This window comes from Sphingomonas sp. S6, from assembly GCF_043498045.1.
Taxonomy (GTDB): domain Bacteria; phylum Pseudomonadota; class Alphaproteobacteria; order Sphingomonadales; family Sphingomonadaceae; genus Sphingomonas.
This window is the reverse complement of sequence record NZ_JBIEOE010000001.1, coordinates 481,484-501,369: the sequence shown is the minus strand read 5'-3', so window position 1 is coordinate 501,369 and position 19,886 is coordinate 481,484. Positions and strand designations below refer to the sequence as shown.

Genomic DNA, 19,886 nt, shown 5'->3' with positions numbered 1-19,886 from the left:
GTGCCCGGCTGCTCATCCTCCGCCTCGTCGCTGCGCAGACTGGGGATCGACGGCCGCTGTTTAACGAGGCTGCACAGGCGGCCACCAGCGCCAGCCCGGCGCGGCAGTCGAAAGGCGTGGAAGGCATTCCACGGGCCATTCCGCAGCTGCAGCGGCCTAGGCGGTGTTGTGGTCGTAACCTACCCGTCACCCCGGGCTTGACCCGGGGTCCCGCTTCTTGCGCGCATCAGGTATTGAAGCGGGACCCCGGCTCTTCGGCCGGGGTGATGGAATGCTGTCGGATGCCGCTACCGCGACACTTGCGTGCCCGGCTGCTCATCCTCCGCCTCGTCGCTGCGCGGATTGCGGATCGACGGGCGCAGTCGAGCGAGGCTGCACAGGCCCGCCACCAGCGCCAGCCCCGCAGCGACCAACGGCGGGGTTGATGTCGCCCCCACGCCCATCGCCAGCAGCGCCGCGACCAGCGTGGCCCCGGTCGTCTGGCCGACCAGCCGCACCGTGCCGACCAGCCCGCCGGCCGCCGCCGCCCGCTCGCGCGGGGCGGAACCGATGATCAGCCGCGCATTGGGCGGCAGGAACAGCCCGAACCCCGATCCGCACAGCGCCATCCGCCACGCGATATCAATATAGGTCGCATCCGCCGGCAGCAGCGCGATCAGCGTCAGCGCGACGATCGATACCGCCATGCCGATGCCGCCGAGCAGCCCCGCGGGCACCCGGTCGGACAGCCAGCCAGCCAGCGGCGCGACGATCATGTTGGTCAGCGGCCACGGCGCGATCGCCGCGCCCACCGCGGCGGCGCTCCAGCCATAGCCGTGCGTCAACCGGAACGGCGTCGACAGCAGCAGCGTCATCGATGCAGTGAAGGCGGTGTAGGCGCCGATCGCCGACAGCGCGATCACGGGCTTCGCCAGCAGATCGACCGGCAGGATGGGCTTGGCTTCGCCACGCTCGCGACGGATGAACACCCAGCCGATCGCGGCGCCGACCGCGACGATCGCGGCGGAGACGACCGGGCTGTCGCCGTGCACCGCGCTTTCCGCCCCGGAAATGACGAGGCCGATCATACTCGCGCACATCACCGCGCCAAGCACGTCGAACGGTTCCTTGCGCGGCTGCGGCGCCGGCAATGCACGGCCGAGAACGAGGCTGATGATCGCGAACGGCACAGCGCTCGCGAACACCCACGGCCATGGCGCGATTCCGAGCACCAGCCCGCCCAAGGTGGGCGCCAGCGCGGCCGAGCTCGACACGACGACCGAGTTGATACCGAGGCCCCGGCCAAGCTGCGACGAGGGATAGATCGACCGGATCAGCGCCGACGACACGCTCAACGCCGCCGCCGCACCCAAAGCCTGCGCCGCCCGCACCACCAGCAGGAACGGCAGGCTCTTGGCGAAGAAGCACAGCACCGTCGCCACCGTGAACAGCAGCTGCCCGAATTGATAGGTGCGCTTCAGCCCGAACCGGTCGCCGAGGCCGGCGAAGGGCAGGATCATCATCGCAAGGATCAGCTGGTAGACAGTGACGACCGACACCACCGCACTGCTGCCGACGTGCAGATCCGTCGCGATCGTCGGCAGCGCAACCGTGGCGATGCCGCCATCGATGATCGTCAGCGCGGTGCCGGCCGAAACCGCGCCGATTGCCACGAAGCGGCGGGGCAGGGGCAAGCCATCGCCGCTTTCGCGCGCACCCGCCTTGCCCATGGCGTCGTTGCCCGGCACAACCGGTTCATCGCTGCCCGTAGCACCCCTGGGAGATTCCACCCCGATGATCGTCCGCACGCTGCTGATCGCCTCCACCATGCTTGCCGCGACCTCCGCCTTCGCGCAGAGCACGCCCGTGACCGATACCGATCCCTATATCTGGCTGGAAGACAAGGACGGCGCCAAGCCGCTCGCCTGGGTCGAGGCCGAAAACGCCCGCACGCTGCCCCGGTTGCAGAGCGATCCGCGCTACAAGGGCTTTTACGCCGACGCGCTGGCGATCGCCTCCGCCAAGGATCGCATCCCGATGCCGAACCAACTGTTCGGCCGCATCTACAACTTCTGGCGCGACGCCGATCATCCGCAGGGCATTTGGCGCTGGACGAGCGAAGCGGATTACGCCTCGCCCCAACCCAATTGGACCACCGCGCTCGACCTCGACGCCTTGTCCAAGGCCGAGGGCAAGAAGTGGGTCTGGAAGGGCGCAAGCTGCCTCCATCCCGAAGAGCGCCTCTGTCTCGTCGCGCTGTCTGAAGGCGGCGAGGACGCGATCAGCTATCGCGAATTCGATCTGGCGACCGGGCAGTTCGTCCAGGGCGGCTTCGCGCTGCCCAAGTCGAAGCAGGGCGCGAGCTGGCTCGACAAGGATACGCTGCTCGTCAGCCGCGATTGGGGCGCCGGCACGATGACCGGGTCGAGCTATCCCTTCGTCGTCAAGATGGTGAAACGCGGCCAGCCGCTGGATGCCGCCAAGGAAATCTTCCGCGGCGCGCCGACTGATCAGCTGGGCACCTATGCCGGCGTGATGACCGACGGGCAGGGCCACCGCTTGGTCACGATCGAACGCCGCACCACCTTCTTCGGTGGCGAGACGCACGTCTGGACCCCGGAGGGCACCAAGAAGCTCGACATACCGGCGCGCACCTTCCCCGCCGGCATGGTCGCGGGGCAGGTGCTGTTCCAGACCAGCGATCCCTGGGGCGCCGTCGCCGCCGGCTCGGTCGCCTCAGCCCCGCTCGCCATGGTCGAAAGCGGCCGGGTGACGCCGACGGTGCTGTTCGCGCCTAATCCACGCCAATCGGTGGACGAGGTCGTGACGACCAAGGATCATGTCGTCCTGATCTACAATGACAACGTTCGCGGGCGTGCGGCGATCTACACCCCGGGCAAGGCCGGTTGGACCGCGCGGCCGATCGCGTTGCCGGACAACGTCTCGCTCGGCGTCGCCAGTGCCGACGATCGCAGCGACCATGGCTATATGACCGTCACCGGCTTCCTGACGCCGACGACGCTGCTGCCGCTCGATGCCGCGACGGCGAGCGTCGGCAAGCCGGTCAAGACGCTGCCGCCCAAGTTCGATTCGGCGGATCTCGTGGTCGAGCAGCATGAGGCGACCTCGACCGACGGCACCAAGGTCCCGTATTTCATCGTCCACCATAAGGACATTGCGCTCAACGGCAGCACGCCGACGATCATGACGGCCTATGGCGGGTTCGAGCTGCCGATGCTGCCCGCCTATTCGGCGATCACCGGCAAGCTGTGGCTGGAGCGTGGCGGCTCCTACGTGCTCGCCAACATCCGCGGCGGCGGCGAATTCGGCCCCGCCTGGCACGATGCCGGCCGCACGACCAAGCGCCAGATCATCTACGACGACTTCGCCAGCGTCGCGAAGGACCTGTTCGCGAGGCGGCTCACCAGCCCGCAAAAACTCGGCATTTACGGCGGTTCTAATGGCGGCCTGCTGATGGGTGTCGAATTCAATCAACACCCCGACCTCTGGAAAGCCGTGACCATTCAGGTCCCGCTGCTCGACATGATGCGCTACGAACAGATCGAGGCGGGCAAGTCGTGGGTCGATGAATATGGATCGGTCGACGTGCCGGCGGAAAAGGCGTTCCTGCGCACCATCTCGCCTTACCAGAACATCAAGAAGGGCGTGGCTTACCCCGAACCCTATATCTGGACGACTACCAAGGACGACCGTGTCGGTCCGCAGCATGCGCGCAAATTCGCCGCGCGCCTAAAGGAATACGGCCTGCCGTATCTGTTCTACGAGGACACCGCCGGCGGCCATTCGGGCGATGCCGACATCGAACAGGGCGCCCGCCTGCAGGCGCTGCAGATGACCTATTTCGCACAGAAGCTGATGGGTCCGGCGCAGCCAGCAAAGTAATCGCCGTCGCCTCCCCGGTTTCGGCCGGGGAGTCTTGGCGGAGGGGTGTTTGCAGAGGACGAGCCGCCCACGCGCTCGTCTACAGACGCCTACGTACTATAACTACTCTCCCTTCAAACTATAACTACTCTCCCTTCAAATCGCTTCAACCCCCGTACACCGGACTGTCGGTGATACGGCGCGGCTTACAGGTTGCATGCAGTGTGACAATCGACCCGATTGATCGGGACCGGCAGCGAAATGTGCCGTCGGGCTCAGGTGCGGCCTTTTGACTGAGCGGAACCGTTCAACACTTCCTCTATTGTCCCGTTCGGTGCGGCCCGGTCCAGCAGAGACGCGAGCAGGTCGACCGATTCCATCATCGCTTCCGGATCGTCGATGAACTCGCGGCCCAGTGACATGCCGCGCATTGCCCAGACCACGAGGCGAATCGCCGAATTGTCGGCGACGTTGGTGCCCAGACGCTCCCGGAACGCCTTGGCTGCAAGTTCCTCGATCGCCGTCTGCACCGGTTTGATAAGCACGGCGAGCTCGGGATCGCTGCGCGACGCGACGAAGATTTCAAGCACCGCAATGCCCGAAGGACGCGACAGCACGTCCCACGATATGCGCGGCCAGTCGGAAACGCGCGAGCCAATCTGCCGTTCGCGTTGTAATTCGCGGTAGGCGAGCACTTCTTCGTCGAAGACCCAGCGCACCACCTCGGCGATGAAGGCGGCGCGCGAGGCGAAATGGTGCGTGATCGCACCGCGGCTGACCCCGGCTTCGTCGGCGATGACCGCGTTGCTGGCGCGGGTGTAGCCCAGCTGGCTGATCGCCCGCACCGCCGCTTCGAACAGCGCCGCGCGCGTATCGGCTGTACGCTGCTCCTGCGTTCGCCGCTGCACCTTCGTCCCGCTCATCCTCGCTCCCTCGACATGCTGCGAGCATGCGCGCGTCCGGATGCGCGAGACAAGGCCGTATCCATCAAAAGCGCCACTCGAATGCACCGCCGATACGACGGAAGGCGTTGTCGGGCAGCGTCTGGACATATTGGCCGACCGAGAAGTTGCCCGGGAAGATCGCGGCGGCATAGCGCTTGTCGAACAGGTTGCGCACGAACACGCTAAAGCGGGCATGATCGCCGATGTCACCGATGCCGATCGTCCCGTTGACCACCGAATAACCCGGCTGGATCGTGTTGGGATCGTTGATCGCGTAATAGAAGCGGCTACGATAGCGCCAGTCGGCGGTCACGAAGACCTTGAGGTCGTTGCCGATCGGCTGGTCGATGCTGGCGGCAAGGCTGGTCGTCCATTTCGAGGCGCCGACGAGCGGCGTACCCGCCGCATTGAAGCTCGGCCCGGCGAGCGAACAGCCCTGCGCCGCGGTCTGCCCATAGTAACAGGCGACGTTGTAATTGCCGTAGGTCGCGTCGAGGTAGGTGACGCCGCCGTTGAGCGTGATGCCGCGGGCGGGGCGGAGGATTGCCTCTGCCTCGACGCCGCGGGTCTTGAGCGCGCTCGCGTTGCCGGTGCGGAACGAGCCGAGGCCGCCGTTGAGTGACGGATCGAACACCTGCGCCTGAAAATCGCGAAAGTCGTTGATAAAGCCCGCGACGTTGAGGCTGAGCTTGCGATCGAGCACGTCGAACTTGGCGCCGATTTCATAGGCATCGACCGTTTCGGGATCGACGGCGAAGGCGACGCCCGCGGCCGAGCTGATCGCCGGCCCCTTATAGCCGCGCGTATAGGTCGCGTAGAGCTTCGCCGTCGGCGCCACGGCATATTCGATCCCCGCGCGTCCTGAGAAGCCGTCGGCGTTGCGGCCCGACACGATCGGGGCGGCAAGCGCACCGATGCAGCGCTGTCCACCGCTTAGCAGGAACGTGACGAGATTGCAGACGCCCTGCACCGCGGTCACGGTGGTCGTCGAATCGATCTCGTCGCGGGTATAGCGGCCACCGGCGATGAGACGCAGCTGCGGCGTCAGGTTGAAGGTCAGCTGCGCGAAGGCGGCGTAGCTCTTGGTCGTGTAGTCGAAGTTCGACTGCCCGTTGACGGGGGACAGGCGGACCGGTGTGCTGGCGGGGAAGATGCCGAACGTGCCCGCCTGCAGGATCTGCGCGTCGATATGCTGGCGGAAGAAATAGAGACCGGCGGTATAGTCGATCGCGCCCCGCTCGGCATTGGCGATGCGCAGCTCTTCGGACAATTGATAGGATTGCGAGTTGGCGATGTTGGTGTCGAAGAACGGCACCGGCGTCTGGTCGACGTCGTTGTTCGCGCGCGCCTTGAGGTTGCGATAGGCGGTGACCGATGTAATTGCTACCGGACCCGCATCGTAGTTAACCGCGAGCTGCGCGCCGAAGCTCTTTTCGTCGCGCACGACGTTGGTGCTGCCGATCGCGGTCTTGTTGTTGGTGGGGGAGGCGACGACGCCCAGCGCGGTGTTCTGCGCGAACACGAAATTGGCGGGCGCCAGCGGACGAAAGGCGGCGGGAATAGGCGTCGGATCGTTGCCGCCGAACTTGCGGATTGTCGAATAGGCCTCGATCCCGCTGTTGTTCTGATTGTCGACGATCGCATACAGGCTGAGGCGATCCGTCGGCTTCCACAGCAATTTGCCCGTGCCGAACCAGCGCCGCACGGGATCGAGCCGGCCGGGGCCAACCAGCTGCGTCGACGGTTTCTGATACTGATAGCCGCCGACGACGCGGAGCGCCGCGGTATCGCCGATGGGCACGTTGACCACCGCCTGCGACTGGACCTGATCGCGACTGCCGGCCTGTACCCGGCCGCTGCTGCTCCAGGTGCCGAGCTCGGGTCGGGCGGTGGTGATCGAGATCAGGCCGGCGGTGGTGTTCTTGCCGAACAGCAGCCCCTGCGGTCCGCGCAGCACCTCGACGCGCTCGACATCCGCCAGCGAGTTGAGCGGCACGTAGCGGGGCAGGGTGATGTTGACGTCGTCGACGGCGATGCCGACCGCGGATTCGATGCCGTAATCGAACGAATTGGTGCCGACACCGCGGATGGCGAAATTGGGCACGCCGGGGGTGGCGGTGAAGTTCAGGCTGGGGGCGCGCTGCGTGATGTCGGCCAGCTGGTTCGCGCCGGTTTCGCGCAGCGACTGGCCATTCACCACCGTGATCGCGATCGGCACGTCCCGCAGGTTTTCGGTACGGCGCTGCGCCGTCACCACGATGTCGCCGTCTGCCGAGGTCGCATCGGCCGCTGGCGTGGCGGCCTGGGATTCGGGCGGGGGCGTCGTTTGCGCCTGCGCGCCGCCGGCCCATGCCAGCACGCTCGTACCCATCAGCAATGCCAATCCACGCATCGTCGTATCCTCACCCAGTCCACGGTCCACGCCGCTTGACTTTAAGCATCGCCTTGACAAAACATACTGTCAAGCTCGTATGTAAGTTGCGCATCATCTGGGAGGATGTGATGACATTTCGGCACCGACGCGCTGTGGCCTGCGCCGTCCTGCTCTGCTCGGCCGGCTCAATCGGAGCGCAAACGGCGCCACCGCGGATCGAGGCAGCGTCCGCCGAGAGGCGTGCCACGGACACCGAACGACGGATGCAAACGGACGAACGGACGGTGCTGACCCATGGTCTGTGGGCGATCCCGCTGATCCCGAACGTGACGATACCCGCCGAGGCCGTGCTGGGTGCGGGCTATGTCAGCGGCATCCCCCGGTTGAACGTTCCGGCGCTGATCGAAACGGACGCCAGCCTGGGCGTGTCGTATATCGCCGGGCTGCGCAAAGACGGCGCGACCGCGCTGCCTTCGGCGACGGCGATGGGGTCGACCTGGAACCCGGACCTGATCCGTCGCGGTGGCGCGATGATTGCAGGCGAGGCGCGGGCCAAGGGCTTCAACGTGCTGCTGGGCGGGGGCATCAACCTGATGCGCGACCCGCGCAACGGGCGGACGTTCGAATATTTCGGTGAGGATCCGCTGCATTCGGGCATGGTGGGCGGTGCGGCGATCGACGGCGTCCAATCGCAGCACGTCCTGTCGACGGTCAAGCATTTCGCGCTCAACGCGCAGGAGACGGGCCGGCATGCGGTCGATGGCCGGATCACCGACGACGCCTTCCGCATGAGCGACCTGCTCGCCTTCGAGATCGCGATCGACCAGGGGCGGCCCGGTGCGGTGATGTGCGCCTACAACCGCGTCAACGGGGCGCCGGCATGCGGCAGCGATTATCTGCTCAACCGGGTGCTGAAGCAGGACTGGCGCTATCCCGGCTTCGTAATGTCCGACTGGGGTGCGGTCGGCGCGGTCGATTACGCGCTGGCCGGGCTCGACCAGCAATCGGGTGCGCAAATCGACAAGCAGGTGTTCTTCGGCACGCCGCTAGCCGCGGCGGCGGCGCGCGATCCGGCCTATGCCGCGCGCGTCGCCGACATGAACCGGCGCATCCTGCGGTCGATCTATGCGGTCGGGCTGGATGCGCATCCGCCGGTGAGGGGGGCGATCGACTTCGCCGCCAACGCGGCTGTCGCCCGTGCGGTCGAGGATGAGGGGATCGTGCTGCTGCGCAACCGCGACGCGCTGATGCCGCTGTCGAAGGATGTCGCGTCGATCGTGGTGATCGGCGGCTATGCCGATGCCGGCGTGCTGTCGGGCGGCGGATCGACGCAGGTGCAGCCGGTCGGCGGGCCCGCGGTGTCGCTGCCGATGGGCGGCGAGGGGCCGCTCGCCAAGTACAACAACCAGACGTTCCACGGCACCGCGCCGCTCGCCGCAATCCGGGCGCTGGCGCCCAACGCAAAGGTGACGTTCGTCGACGGCCGCTACCCAGCCGAGGCGGCGGCCGCCGCCGCGCATGCCGATGTCGCGATCGTCTTCGCAACGCAGTGGATGGCAGAGGGCGCGGACGTGCCCGACCTGTCGCTGCCCGGCGGCCAGGATGCGACGATCGCCGCGGTGGCGGCGGCCAATCCCAAGACGATCGTCGTGCTCGAAACCGGCGGCCCGGTGCTGATGCCGTGGCTCGATCAGACGGCTGCGGTGCTGGAGGCTTGGTATGGCGGCGCGAAAGGCGGCGACGCCATCGCGGCAACGCTGTTCGGCGATGTGAACCCGTCGGGGCGGTTGCCGGTGACGTTCCCCGCCTCGGTCGCGCAACTGCCGCGGCCGGCGCTGCCCTATGTCGGCATGATCGACCGCGATTTCGCTGCCGGGCTGGCAGCAGGCAAGAGCTATCCGATCGATTACGACGTCGAGGGTGCGGATGTCGGCTACCGTTGGTTCGCGCGTAAGGGGATGACCCCGCTATTCCCGTTCGGGTTCGGCCTCAGCTACACGACGTTCGACCATAGCACGCTGAAGGTGATGGGCGGCTCCAGTCCGCGCGCGGCTGCCACGATCCGCAACACGGGCGCTCGCGCGGGGAGTGAGGTCGCGCAGCTTTATCTGGTCTCGACGCCAGCCGGGCGCACCCTGCGCCTTGCCGGATTTGCCAAGGTGGCGGTGCAGCCCGGCGGAGCCGCCACTGCGACCATTCCGATCGACCCGCGTCTTCTCGCCGACAGCCGGAACGGCCGCTGGACGATGCCGGCGGGTGCCTATGGCTTCGCGCTCGGCCGGTCTGCCACCGATCTTGGCCCGGTCGTCACCGTTACCCTGCCGGCGCGCCAATGGCGCTGACACTCACAGCAAAGGATCGTCCGATGTCGCGTATCCGTATCCTCGGCGCCCTGATCGCGCTTGCTACCCCTATGTCCGCCTCGGGCCAGGGCATTCCGGTCGAATCGATGGCGACGCCGGCGCAGTCGGGGGCTATCCCACTCGGCACTGGCGGCGTGCCGGGCATGCCGCCGGAAAGCTGGTTCACGCTTGCCGGCCGTCCCACCGTGCGCAACGTGTCGACCGCGACGCTGCTGCCCGTGCTGCCCGCCAAGGACAAGGCGACGGGCGCTGCCGTCGTCATCGCACCCGGCGGTGGTTTCGTGATGGAATCGATGGAGGCGGAGGCGATGAAGCCCGCGCGCTGGTTCGCCGATCACGGGATAGCCGCCTTCGTCCTGAAATACCGCCTCGATCCGACGCCCGCGCCGATGAACGCGTTTAAGCAGGCGGCGCTGGCGCGCTTCGCCGCCGCCGCGGTGGCGGGCGCGAAAGGGGGCGCGGACATTCCCGCACCCGCGCCGGCGCTTGTCGATGCACAGGCGGCGATGCGGCTGGTGCGCGCTCGCGCCGCGCAATGGGGCGTCGACCCCAAACGCGTCGCCTATGTGGGCTTTTCAGCAGGTGCGATCATGGGCGTCGATCTGGTGAAGACGGCGGCACCGGGCACGATGCCGGACCTGTTCGCCGCCATCTATCCATCGATGGCGCCGACCACCGTCGCTCCGGCCGCGCCGCCGCTGTTCGTCGCCGTGGCGAGCGATGACGAGCTGTTCGGCAAGCAGGGATATGGCCTGCCCGACAGCTGGCGCCGTGCCGGGCGGCCGGTCGAGCTCCACGTCTACGAACATGGCGGCCACGGCTTCGGCTTTGACGGCAAGTCGGGCACGACCAGCTCCGGCTGGACCCAGGCCCTGCTGACCTGGCTCGGCACGCACGGTTGGCTGACGACATGACACGAGCGGTCCCAAGAGACTGCCGCGAGAGGATGACCATCTGACGAGGAGACGGGACGATGCGTTGGGCGCTATGGTGTGCGTTGAGTGCGATGCTGCTGACCCAGTCGGCGACGGCCGCGACCTATCAGGCGAAGGGGCCGATCGAGCGGCGCTACGCCGTCGAGGGGCCGTGGGCGACCACGACCAGCGTCTCGGGCGGTCCGTGCGACCGCGAAGGCCATGTCTGCGACATCTGGTATCCTTCCGACCTCGGCTCCAACCCGCTGAAGGGGCAGGCGGACGGCTTCCGCCACCCCGTGATCGTCTTCGCCAACGGGACGGCCGACAGCGTAGCGGCGGACAAAAACGCCTATTTCCTCCGGCACCTCGCCAGTTGGGGATTCATCGTCATCCGATCGCGCGACGGCGGGACCGGGCAGGGCGACACGGTGAGGGACACGGCGCACTATCTGCTCGGCCTGTCGCGCGATCCGCAGAGCGTCTTTTTCGACAAGGTCGATGCCGCCAAGATCGGCCTGGCGGGCCATTCGCAAGGGGCGGCAACAGCGACGCTGCTCTTTTCGCGCAACGATCCCCTGTTCAAGACCTATGTGCCGATCGAAACGCCGCTGCGTGCCGTGTGCGTGGTCGCGAATTGCACGATCGACCTCGGCGCGCTGCCGCAGGTGACGCGAGGATCGATCTTCTACATCGGCGGCGATCTCGACGTGGTATCGAGCCTGCCGACAAACCTTGGCTATTACACGCCGACGTCCAACGCGGTGGACAAGGCGATGGGCGTGATCGCGTTCGGGGGGCATACCGAGATTGAGGGCAACCCGGGATGCAAGGCCGGTGAGCTGCCGGGCCTGTGCAACATCGGCGTATATCCGCTGCTTGGCTATCCGACGGCTTGGTTCATGTGGAAGCTGCAAGACGCATCAGACGGACCCGCAGCGTTCGCGGCCGACGGCGAGCTGGCGCAGGCCACGCCGGGATGGCTGGGGGTGCTGAGCAACATCCGTCGGCCATGACACGCCGGGCGGCGCTGCTGTCGCTGCTCCTCGCGGTGGGTATCGTCGTCGGGTTCGGCTTGGCGATCGGCAGCTATTTCGAGGACCGGCCGCCTCGGCAGCAGGACGAGGTGACGGTCGTATCGGCGACGGGGCAAACGGTGGATTCGGCGTCGGGCGTGCCGCGTTCCGTCCGCCGCGCCCCGTCCATCCGGAACAGTGTGGTCGCGACGAGCCACATGGTCACGCCCGCGATCGTACCCGGCAAGGCATGGCGCCACGGGATCGCCTGCTCCGCCGCCGGAGTGTAACGATAGGTCAGGACCAGCCCGGCGCCAGCCCCCAGCGTCAACGCGCCAAAGAGCGTGACCGTAGAGACAAGACGCGCTCCGGGCAGACCATCGGGCACATAGCTTTGCAGGAACGCGAGAACGGACAGGGATATCAATGCGGTCAGCACGAGTGCCGCGCAGCAAAGCACCAGCGCCGTCGACACGAGCTGCCGGCGCACGCCCTTGCGCTCCCGTTCGATCCGATACGCAAGGTTGATGCCGTGAAGCAGCGACCGTCCGGCGCGACGCGCACTGAACAACGCGAGGCCGATCGAAAGGACAAAAGCGGCGAGCGACGCCCTGTTCGGCGCCAGCGCGTTATGCAGGCCCTTAGACACGATCGGTCGGGCGTCCACTGGCATGATCGCGGTCAACGTCGCCAGATTGTGTGCGACCGTCTCAGCCGGGACGAAAAATCCGTAGGCATCAGCGATCAGGCCGATCAACGGGATCAATGCGAGGAAGGCGGCGAAGGCGATCGAACTGTCCGCCACGACAGGACCATCCAGCGCAGCATGTCCGGGCGGACCGCCTGCCGATGCCTGCCGGTCGCTCCGCTAACCCTCACGCAATCTCCATATTTCGATTGATCCGACGCCCGTGGCCGGGTGACGGACCCATAACGATCACGTTCGATTTAGGTCCTATCGATTGTGAAAAGGACTGAAGACCCGGTGATCTCCAAGGCTCGCATCGGCTGGCTCGTACGACGTGTCGCCCGGAAAATCTGGTTCCGGGCAGCGCTTATCAGCGCCGCCAGCGTGGTGGTGGCGGCGTTTGCCGGGATCGTCGCGCGAGCGGTGCCGTATCATTTCACTGGCGATATCGGACAGGATGCGGTCGGCACCCTGCTGGAGATCATCGCCTCATCGATGCTCGCCGTCACCACCTTCTCATTGACGGCGATGGTCAGCGCTTATTCCTCGGCGACCCAGCTGGCGACGCCGCGCGCGACGCAATTGCTCATCTCCGATCGCATGTCGCAGAACGCCCTCTCGACGTTTCTCGGCGCGTTCATCTTCGCGATCGTCGGCATCATTGGCCTGCAGACGCGGTTGTATGGCGGGCAGGGACGCGTGCTATTGTTGATCGCCACCATTCTCCTCGTGGCGCTCGTGGTCGTGACCCTCCTGCGCTGGATCGCCCACCTCGCGGCCTTCGGCCGGATGTCGGACGTGATCGACCGGGTCGAGGACGCGGCGCGGTCAGCGATGGTGGCTTTCGCCAACAACCCCCATGGTGGGGGGAGACCGGCGATACCAGTTCCGAGTGGCGCGCGACCGGTCCTGTCTGATACGATCGGCTATGTGACGCATATCGACTTCGATCGTCTCGCAGCACAAGCCCGGCTCTCTGGCTTGGTCATCTACGTGGCGGCCATTCCGGGTACGCTAGTACACACGGGGCGTCCGCTCCTTCACGTCGTCGGCAGCACTGAAGACGGGCAGGATCGCAGATTGGCGCAGGCTTTCATGATCGAGCGGCATCGCGATTTTGATCACGATCCCCGGCTTGGCCTGATCGCATTGGGTGAGATTGCGGGGCGGGCGCTTGCCCCTGCCACCAACGATCCCGGTACTGCGATAGAGGTTCTGAATGCGATCTTGCGGACCCTGAACGAATTGCCTGCGAAAGAGATGGTCTTGGACGGTGATCTGCCGCCCGTATATGTGCCGCGGCCGTCGGTAGAGGACTTGGTTCGCGCCGGCTTCGCGCCGATCATCCGCGAGGGTTCGGGTGAGGAGGAGATTGCGATACGCACGTTCAAGGTGCTGGCTGCCCTGGGCGAGGCGTTTCCCGACGCGCGAGAGGTCACGCAAGCATTGGTCAGCGAGCTGGAACAGAATGTCGAGCGGGAAATGCGCGATCAAGCCGCCGTCGCCAGGACGTTGGCCGCCTTGGCGAGTTGAGCGTAGAGAGGGCAGTTTCGGATGGGGATCATCACGGGCACCTGTGAACGAACGGCTCCAGACGTATCAATTACCGCGCTTGCGTCGGCAAAATAGCGATGCTGCGACGCTCGCCGAGCGTCGTCGACGCCGCGAGCGCCCCGTTCCTGTCGCTACAGTCCGCCCTCGAACTTGAAGGCGAAGCGAGATGATGTGGTGCGCGCCGTCTCACCCTTCCTGCGGGCCGGCGCGACCGAGACGAGCGTTAACTTGCCGTCGGCAACGTCGACCGGCACGCCGAGAATTTGGTCCATTGGCTTCGACCAGGAGCCGCCGCTGACGGTCGCCCGCAGAACGACCCGGCCCGCCCATACGCATGTGACGCCGACCGGGCAGCGGCTGTCCTCGATCACGCGATCGGGTCGCACGTGCGGTCCACCGACTGCCGCCGTCTGGCCGATGCCGACTGGCCCATCGATCGCGGGTGCGGCTGTGCATGCGGGCGTCAGCGATGCCAGAGCGACCAAAATAGCGTGGCGACGGGCGGTCATTTGTAGCGCGTAGCGCATATGGCAAAGAGGCGCATCTAGAAGGGTTTCAACCGTCACCCCGCGGTATGTCAGTGCCGATGAGGCAGTGTTGTGCGACCCGCCCCGCCGTGGTGACGCTGCCCGAGATATTTGTCCGGGCAGCGGAATCTACTTCGATACATCCCTTAACCACGCACAATCCCCACGCGCGACGGCCGATCATGAATTAAGCGTCATGTCTGGACACAAAAAGATACAATCGGTGTTGAGGCGGTCGGGTCGGCATGGGGTCGCCCCTTCACATGGGGAACTCCCACATGGATCAGACCGCCTTCCTGGCCGGCTTCACAATCATGTCGCTCGGCTCATTGGCTATCTATGCGACCGGCAAGAAAACCCATCCGTCAGGCCATCACACGTTGCTGCACGCCAGTGTGCCGTTCATCGCAGCGACGGCGTACCTCGCGATGGCGTTCGGTATCGGTACTCTCATCAAGCCAGACGGATCCGCGATATACCTCGCGCGCTACGTCGACTGGTCGATCACGACTCCGATTTTGCTGGCTAGTGTCGTGCTGGCCGCTTTCCATGAACGCGGGCGCACTGGTGAAGTCGGAGGGTATCTCACATCGATCATTGTGCTCGACGTGCTCATGATCGTGACCGGGCTTATCTCGTCGCTCGCAGGCGCTCCGGTAGTCAAGTGGGTTTGGTTCGGCTGGTCCTGCGTCGCCTTCGTGGGTGTACTGTATCTGCTATGGGGGCCGCTCAAAGCGCTCGCGACGAGCCGTGGGAAAGCATTGGGTGACGCCTACACAAAGAACGTGTCGTTCTTGACGGTCGTCTGGTTCCTGTACCCGATCGTGTTCGCGGTGGGGCCCGAAGGGCTGAAGATTATCACCGACAGCGCCTCGGTCTGGGCTATTCTCGTCATGGATGTCGTCGCGAAGGTCGTCTACGCCTTCTATGCCGCGTCGAACCTCGACAAGGCCCTTACCCAACACGACGAAGCACGCGACTCATTCCAGTGACCCACGCTTCGGGTGCCGGTTGGGTTGCTCTGGCGGGGGCGGCAACCGCCGCCTCCTTCGGATCGCTTGCCGTGCAGCTCGGCTTCGCGATTCTTGCCGTTGGTGTGATTGGGATGGCTCACGGCGCCAGCGATCTCGCGATCGTGCCTCGACCACAGCGCCCGTTGTTTGTGACGCTCTATCTGACAGCAGGCGCCGCGTGTCTTGCGTGGTGGGTTGCGGATCCCGCCATCGCTCTTCCGATATTTCTGATCGTATCAGCTGTTCACTTCGGACTTGAAGACGCTCCGCACGGCAGCGTTCTTGAACGTGTCGCACGAGGGGTGAGCCTGATCGCGACGCCGGCAACACTGCACGTGGCATCGCTGTCGAACATTCTTCTCGCTGCCGGTGCGCCGGAGGGTGTCTCGTCCATCATGGCCGGCTCCTTGGCCATCAGCGGCGCAATTGCTGGTGGTGCGCTGGTGATCCTCAGCATTCAGCGTACCGACACGCGCCTGCTGTTTGGAACGGCGGCGCTTTTGCTCCTCCCGCCGCTCGTCGGCTTTTCGGTCGGCTTTCTTGTCCTTCACGCCTTACCACAGACGATCGAGCGCAAAGTGCAGCTCCGCTGTTTCTCCATTGCCTCGTACTTGCGGGCGGTTAGCCCCGTCTTGGGTGCCGCTGTGCTTCTGGTCGTACTAATCGGCATCACAATGCTGAGCTGGGATCCTACCGGGGTTAGGCCGCTGTTCGCGGCCATCGCCGCGTTGGCTATTCCCCACCTGCTGATCACACCTTGGTTTGCGGCTCGCATGTATACGTCGCCCGTTGGATCACCGATCTCGGCACGTCGGACGGAAGCAGCCTGACATGCCTTGGAGGCAAACTAGGTGATCACGGCCATCGGCTGAGAAGGAAACGACGCTGCCAGCGTTAAACCCTCTCCGGTGGGTACGCGACGCCAGCGATCATGGTCATCATCGTTGGGTATCAGAATTATGACCTTAAGGTCGATCGCATCAACCCGATACGTCGCCGGATCGCCGTCATGGCAACACATCAGAACGGCGTAGGTCCGTCCCGTCTTGCACACCCAGCCCATTTCTCATGCTCAACCCCGATTATATCAGGCGCAAGCGATGGCGTTCATCGGGCAGATCGGTCTCGCCGATGCCAGACGTTCATCGATCTGTACTGGTGATGGACTACCCGCTTTTCGCAACGTGAACGATATGCGCGCCAGCGCGCTTTTACCCACTTGTCCGTTCACGTGGGCCACGCCCGTTTGCCTTGTGCCAAGCTAAGAGGACAGGACGGTCGATGCGGCACCGAAATGTAGGGGAGGGCAGGATGCACAATACGACACGTCGGGAACTGGTCGCAGGCATGGCGGCGATCGGGATCGGCACGCTTGCGAATGCGGCACCGGTCGTCAGACGCCGCGATCCCGACCTGGGTCCAAACGTTCTGGTCGTCGATGCCGACGTGCCGGGCGCGCAGGCGGTGCTCGACCGCTGGTTCAAGCAACAGGAGCGCGCGCATTTCACCGACAGGCGCCGTGCGATCCTGCTCAAACCCGGCAAACACCGCCTCGATATCAACGTCGGCTTCTTCACGCAGGTCGCGGGTTTGGGCCTCATGCCAGGCGACGTCACCGTGACCGGCCATGTCCATGCCGAGGCGGATTGGGCAAAGGGCATGGCGCTGGTCAATTTCTGGCGCGGCGTCGAAAATCTGGCGGTCCGGCCACCTGACGGTATGGATCGCTGGGCCGTGTCGCAGGCTGCGCCCTATCGCCGCATCCATCTGACCGGCGACCTGGCCCTGGACGATGGCGGCTGGTCGAGCGGCGGCTTCATGGCGGACTGCCGGGTGGACGGGACGATCCGCTCCGGTTCGCAGCAGCAATGGTTCACCCGCAACAGCCGCATGCAGCGCTGGGAGGGATCGAACTGGAACATGATGTTCATGGGTGTCGCGGGCGCGCCCGCGTCGACCTTCCCGGCACCACCCTATACGACGGTGGCGACCGTGCCGGTGGTGCGTGAGAAGCCGTTCCTGTGCGTCGGGCCGGGGGGCAAATGGACGATCTTCGTCCCGGCCCTCCGCCGTGATGCGCGCGGAATATCCTGGGATCAGGCACCCGCCGGACGCCATGTGCCGCTGGACACGGTGCTCATTGCCGATCCGACCACGCCAATCGCCACCATCAACCGCGCGCTCGCGGCGGGGCGCCATCTGCTGTTGACGCCCGGCGTGTATCGCCTGCGCGAGCCGCTGCGCGTGGTGCGGGCCGATACGGTTATCCTCGGCCTAGGTCTCGCGACCCTTCTTGCCGAAGGTGGATCAGCTGCCATCACGGTCGCCGACGTGCCGGGGGTAACGATCGCCGGACTGCTCGTCGATGCTGGGCCGCAGATGACGCCGGTACTGGTGCAAATCGGGCCGCGCGGCGCGGACGGCGATCATCGTGACAATCCGACGGTGCTCGCCGATCTCTTCTTCCGGGTCGGCGGGGCTGCCGTGGGGAACGCCGGGACCTGTCTGGAAATCAACAGCCACCACGTCATTGGCGACCATCTCTGGATCTGGCGCGCTGACCACGGCGATCGCGACGGCGGCCGCGTCCATGTCGGCTGGGACGAGAGCCGGGCGACCCACGGCCTCGTCGTCAACGGGGATCATGTCACCTGCTATGGTCTGTTCGTCGAGCATTTCCAGGGCTGGCAGACGTTGTGGAATGGCGAGGACGGCCGCACCTTCTTCTACCAGAACGAATTGCCGTATGATCCGCCTAGCCAGCGCGCCTGGCGTGCGGATTCGCCGCGCGGGTGGGCGGCGTACAAGGTTGCAGATCACGTCCGCCAGCATCAGGCGGTCGGCATGGGGATCTATGCCAATTTCACCACCGATCCGTCGATCGTGCTCGCAAGCGCGGTGGAGGTGCCCGATACGCCGGGTGTGCGCGTCTCGAATGTCACGACGATCTCTTTGGGCGGCGGCAAGGGCACGATCGCGCATCTGGTCAACGACGCGGGAGAGGCCGCTCGGCCGGGCAGCACCCGCCAGACGCTGACGCAATACGGCGACGCCCGGGCAACTCGTGCAAGTGGATCGGTGAAGGGCGGTGGTGGCTAACTGCCTGGCCGCACAGTCTGGTCGTGGCAGCGGCAAAATGGCTTACGTGAGCTGCCCGTCTGCGGTGACTGGATGACAGCCATCGGAGCGCGAGGGAGACGGACGAACGTTCATCCCGGGTCAGTCGGCACGCGCGAGGCTTAGCTGCCGCGTGATGCCATTCAACGCCGCTGTGCAACCCAAAGCGACCTGCTCGAGACGCTGGTCGCGGCGCCAGGAGGAAATCGGTGGGATCGGCGTGCCCGCTCGGGTACTAAAATGGCGGAGGGAGTGGGATTCGAACCCACGGTAGGCTTCCACCTACGGCGGTTTTCAAGACCGCTGCCTTAAACCACTCGGCCATCCCTCCGCGCGGGGACCGAATACGCGCACCGCGCTTGTCCGTGCAAGCCCCGCGACGATAGGAGGTTCACGCGGGATGCCGGCTGTGGCACCTGCGAGTGCATGTGGGGGCATCCGATGACGCGCGGGCTGAAGGCCGGTTTGATGGCGGCGATACTGGCGGTGGCTTCGGCCGGACCGGTCGCGGCGCAGGACGAGCAGGGCTTCCAGTCCTATCTCGGCACCCTGCGCGCACAGGCGTTAGCCGAGGGTGTCACGCGTCGGACAGTCGACGAAGTGTTTCCGACCCTGACGCTGAGCGAACGGACGATCGAGCTCGACCGCGCGCAGCCGGGCAATCCGGGTCGCACCGCGACACCACCCTTCGCGCCCTATCGGATCAGTCACGTCGACGCCGCGCGGATCGGCCGCGGGCGGAGCACCTATCAGGCGCAGCGGGCGCGCCTCGCCCGCGTCGAGCGTGAGACGGGCGTCCCCGAATCGATCATGGTCGCGATCTGGGGGCATGAGACAAATTACGGCGCCTATACCGGCAATTTCGATTTGCTCCGCAGCCTGGCGACGCTCGCGTACGAGGGCCGCCGACGCGAGCTGTTCGCGAGCGAGTTCATCGCGGGCTTGAAGATTCTCGACCGTGGCATCCCGCGCGAGCGACTGAAGGGCAGCTGGGCGGGCGCCACGGGCAATCCGCAGTTCCTCCCTTCGGTCTATCTGCGTCTCGCCCGTGATGGCGATGGCGATGGCCGCGCGGATATCTGGACCAGCCCGGCCGATACGCTCGCATCGATCGGCAATTATTTCGAGAACGCCGGCTGGCGGCCGGGTCAGCCCTGGGGCATCGCGGTGCGCGTCCCCGCCGGCTTCGACCGCGCCGCCCTGACGACACGGATGGTATCGCCTCGCTGTCCGCGCGTGTTCGAGCGGCACAGCCAGTGGCGGACGATGGCGGAATGGCGCGCGCTGGGCCTGGTGCCGCAGGGCAGGGGTTGGCCCGCCGACAGCGTGCAGGCGACGCTGATCGAGCCGGATGGTCCCAACGCCACCGCCTATCTGCTCACCAGCAACTACCGTGTGATTCTCGATTACAATTGCTCGAATTTCTACGCGCTGTCCGTCGGCCTGCTCGCGGACGCGGTTGAGGGCTGACGCGGCGCAGTTGCGGCGCTATGCCTGACCCATTCCACCCCTATT

Annotated in this window: 14 protein-coding genes and 1 tRNA gene; 9 read left to right on the top strand and 6 right to left on the bottom strand. The window is 65.7% G+C overall.

From position 1 onward, the window contains the following. Nucleotides 1-287: 287 nt before the first annotated feature. Nucleotides 288-1,709, bottom strand: a complete 1,422-nt coding sequence (locus ACGVWT_RS02295; RefSeq protein ID WP_315461396.1) for an MFS transporter — start codon at nucleotides 1,707-1,709, stop codon at nucleotides 288-290. Nucleotides 1,710-1,773: 64 nt separating this feature from the next. Here ACGVWT_RS02295 and ACGVWT_RS02290 point away from each other — a divergent pair, with 64 nt between their 5' ends. Continuing rightward, nucleotides 1,774-3,882 (top strand): prolyl oligopeptidase family serine peptidase, encoded by a 2,109-nt coding sequence (locus tag ACGVWT_RS02290; protein ID WP_315461228.1) that lies wholly within the window; start codon nucleotides 1,774-1,776, stop codon nucleotides 3,880-3,882. 254 nt (nucleotides 3,883-4,136) lie between these two features. On the opposite strand, the gene ACGVWT_RS02285 is transcribed toward ACGVWT_RS02290, so the two are convergent. Beyond that, the gene (locus tag ACGVWT_RS02285; RefSeq protein ID WP_315461229.1) at nucleotides 4,137-4,784 is read right to left on the bottom strand and encodes a TetR/AcrR family transcriptional regulator; all 648 of its coding nucleotides are present in this window, start codon (nucleotides 4,782-4,784) and stop codon (nucleotides 4,137-4,139) included. Between the two features lie 64 nt (nucleotides 4,785-4,848). After that, a complete protein-coding gene (locus ACGVWT_RS02280) occupies nucleotides 4,849-7,197 on the bottom strand; it encodes a TonB-dependent receptor (protein WP_394425208.1) in 2,349 nt (782 codons plus the stop codon). Between the two features lie 245 nt (nucleotides 7,198-7,442). Between ACGVWT_RS02280 and ACGVWT_RS02275 the strand changes: the two genes are divergently transcribed. From ACGVWT_RS02275 to ACGVWT_RS02265, 3 genes are read left to right on the top strand one after another with little or no spacing between them, the layout of a single operon-like run. Next, nucleotides 7,443-9,521 carry a glycoside hydrolase family 3 C-terminal domain-containing protein gene (locus tag ACGVWT_RS02275; RefSeq protein WP_315461231.1) on the top strand — a complete coding sequence of 693 codons (2,079 nt, stop codon included), beginning with the start codon at nucleotides 7,443-7,445 and terminating at the stop codon, nucleotides 9,519-9,521. Nucleotides 9,522-9,544: 23 nt separating this feature from the next. Next, entirely contained in the window at nucleotides 9,545-10,456 is a 912-nt protein-coding gene (locus ACGVWT_RS02270) for an alpha/beta hydrolase (RefSeq protein ID WP_315461232.1), read from the top strand. Between the two features lie 59 nt (nucleotides 10,457-10,515). Then, nucleotides 10,516-11,472, top strand: a complete 957-nt coding sequence (locus ACGVWT_RS02265) for a hypothetical protein (protein WP_315461233.1) — start codon at nucleotides 10,516-10,518, stop codon at nucleotides 11,470-11,472. A 73-nt stretch (nucleotides 11,473-11,545) separates the two neighbouring features. Here the strand turns inward: ACGVWT_RS02265 and ACGVWT_RS02260 are convergent, their stop codons facing one another. Then, a complete protein-coding gene (locus ACGVWT_RS02260; RefSeq protein ID WP_315461234.1) occupies nucleotides 11,546-12,277 on the bottom strand; it encodes a YihY/virulence factor BrkB family protein in 732 nt (243 codons plus the stop codon). A 180-nt stretch (nucleotides 12,278-12,457) separates the two neighbouring features. Between ACGVWT_RS02260 and ACGVWT_RS02255 the strand changes: the two genes are divergently transcribed. Further along, a complete protein-coding gene (locus ACGVWT_RS02255; RefSeq protein WP_315461235.1) occupies nucleotides 12,458-13,693 on the top strand; it encodes a DUF2254 domain-containing protein in 1,236 nt (411 codons plus the stop codon). A 152-nt stretch (nucleotides 13,694-13,845) separates the two neighbouring features. Here the strand turns inward: ACGVWT_RS02255 and ACGVWT_RS02250 are convergent, their stop codons facing one another. After that, nucleotides 13,846-14,223, bottom strand: a complete 378-nt coding sequence (locus ACGVWT_RS02250) for a hypothetical protein (RefSeq protein WP_315461236.1) — start codon at nucleotides 14,221-14,223, stop codon at nucleotides 13,846-13,848. A 296-nt stretch (nucleotides 14,224-14,519) separates the two neighbouring features. On the opposite strand from ACGVWT_RS02250, the gene ACGVWT_RS02245 reads away from it, so the two are divergent. From ACGVWT_RS02245 to ACGVWT_RS02235, 3 genes are all read left to right on the top strand, one after another. Beyond that, nucleotides 14,520-15,233, top strand: coding sequence for a bacteriorhodopsin (locus ACGVWT_RS02245; protein WP_315461237.1), 714 nt, complete (start codon nucleotides 14,520-14,522; stop codon nucleotides 15,231-15,233). A gap of 71 nt (nucleotides 15,234-15,304) precedes the next feature. Next, nucleotides 15,305-16,084: a beta-carotene 15,15'-dioxygenase, Brp/Blh family gene (locus ACGVWT_RS02240; protein ID WP_315461238.1), complete on the top strand. Its 780-nt coding sequence runs from the start codon at nucleotides 15,305-15,307 to the stop codon at nucleotides 16,082-16,084. A 481-nt stretch (nucleotides 16,085-16,565) separates the two neighbouring features. Further along, nucleotides 16,566-18,353, top strand: coding sequence for an adenylyl cyclase (locus tag ACGVWT_RS02235; RefSeq protein WP_315461239.1), 1,788 nt, complete (start codon nucleotides 16,566-16,568; stop codon nucleotides 18,351-18,353). 259 nt (nucleotides 18,354-18,612) lie between these two features. Here ACGVWT_RS02235 and ACGVWT_RS02230 read toward each other — a convergent pair. Next, nucleotides 18,613-18,702: transfer RNA gene (locus ACGVWT_RS02230), tRNA-Ser, on the bottom strand. 110 nt (nucleotides 18,703-18,812) lie between these two features. Here ACGVWT_RS02230 and ACGVWT_RS02225 point away from each other — a divergent pair. Then, the gene (locus tag ACGVWT_RS02225; protein ID WP_394425203.1) at nucleotides 18,813-19,841 is read left to right on the top strand and encodes a lytic transglycosylase domain-containing protein; all 1,029 of its coding nucleotides are present in this window, start codon (nucleotides 18,813-18,815) and stop codon (nucleotides 19,839-19,841) included. Nucleotides 19,842-19,886: the final 45 nt, after the last annotated feature.

Excerpts from the sequence above, each read along its gene's own strand:
- ACGVWT_RS02295 (WP_315461396.1), bottom strand. The coding sequence starts at position 1,709 with ATGGGCAAGGCGGGTGCGCGCGAAAGCGGCGATGGCTTGCCCCTGCCC.
- ACGVWT_RS02290 (WP_315461228.1), top strand. The coding sequence starts at position 1,774 with ATGATCGTCCGCACGCTGCTGATCGCCTCCACCATGCTTGCCGCGACC.
- ACGVWT_RS02285 (WP_315461229.1), bottom strand. The coding sequence starts at position 4,784 with ATGAGCGGGACGAAGGTGCAGCGGCGAACGCAGGAGCAGCGTACAGCC.
- ACGVWT_RS02280 (WP_394425208.1), bottom strand. The coding sequence starts at position 7,197 with ATGCGTGGATTGGCATTGCTGATGGGTACGAGCGTGCTGGCATGGGCC.
- ACGVWT_RS02275 (WP_315461231.1), top strand. The coding sequence starts at position 7,443 with ATGCAAACGGACGAACGGACGGTGCTGACCCATGGTCTGTGGGCGATC.
- ACGVWT_RS02270 (WP_315461232.1), top strand. The coding sequence starts at position 9,545 with ATGTCGCGTATCCGTATCCTCGGCGCCCTGATCGCGCTTGCTACCCCT.
- ACGVWT_RS02265 (WP_315461233.1), top strand. The coding sequence starts at position 10,516 with ATGCGTTGGGCGCTATGGTGTGCGTTGAGTGCGATGCTGCTGACCCAG.
- ACGVWT_RS02250 (WP_315461236.1), bottom strand. The coding sequence starts at position 14,223 with ATGACCGCCCGTCGCCACGCTATTTTGGTCGCTCTGGCATCGCTGACG.
- ACGVWT_RS02245 (WP_315461237.1), top strand. The coding sequence starts at position 14,520 with ATGGATCAGACCGCCTTCCTGGCCGGCTTCACAATCATGTCGCTCGGC.
- ACGVWT_RS02235 (WP_315461239.1), top strand. The coding sequence starts at position 16,566 with ATGCACAATACGACACGTCGGGAACTGGTCGCAGGCATGGCGGCGATC.
- ACGVWT_RS02225 (WP_394425203.1), top strand. The coding sequence starts at position 18,813 with ATGACGCGCGGGCTGAAGGCCGGTTTGATGGCGGCGATACTGGCGGTG.